The following is a 363-nucleotide window of genomic DNA, read 5'->3' on the forward strand; positions in this document are numbered from 1 at the left end:
TCTTATTCCAATGATTCATACTACGAGAGGGTGCCCCTTTGCTTGTACCTTCTGTACAGAGGGAAATGAATACTACTCTAAAGTCGCTCAGCGAACGATGTTAAAGGATGAATTAACATATATCGCCGAAAGAGTGGATGACGTTCCTGACATTCTAATTAGTGATGCAAACTTTGGAATGTTTAAACAAGATCGTGAAAAAGCAGCGCTTATCGCAGATACTCAGTTAGAGTATGGGTGGCCAAAACGAATATTGGTCTCGACCGGGAAAAATCAAAAAGAAAGGGTGTTGGAAGTTGCCTCAATACTAAAAGGCTCCCTGAGTGTTGCAGCATCTTTGCAAACCACAAATGCAGAAGTTTT

The 363-nt window shown here is 41.0% G+C and carries 1 protein-coding gene; it reads left to right on the forward strand.

What is annotated here, in order from left to right:
- Positions 1-97 precede the first annotated feature (97 nt).
- Positions 98-363: hypothetical protein (locus tag A3761_RS26575; RefSeq protein ID WP_231881110.1), on the forward strand; the 266-nt coding region annotated here is incomplete at its 3' end.

Source organism: Oleiphilus sp. HI0123, from assembly GCF_001635315.1.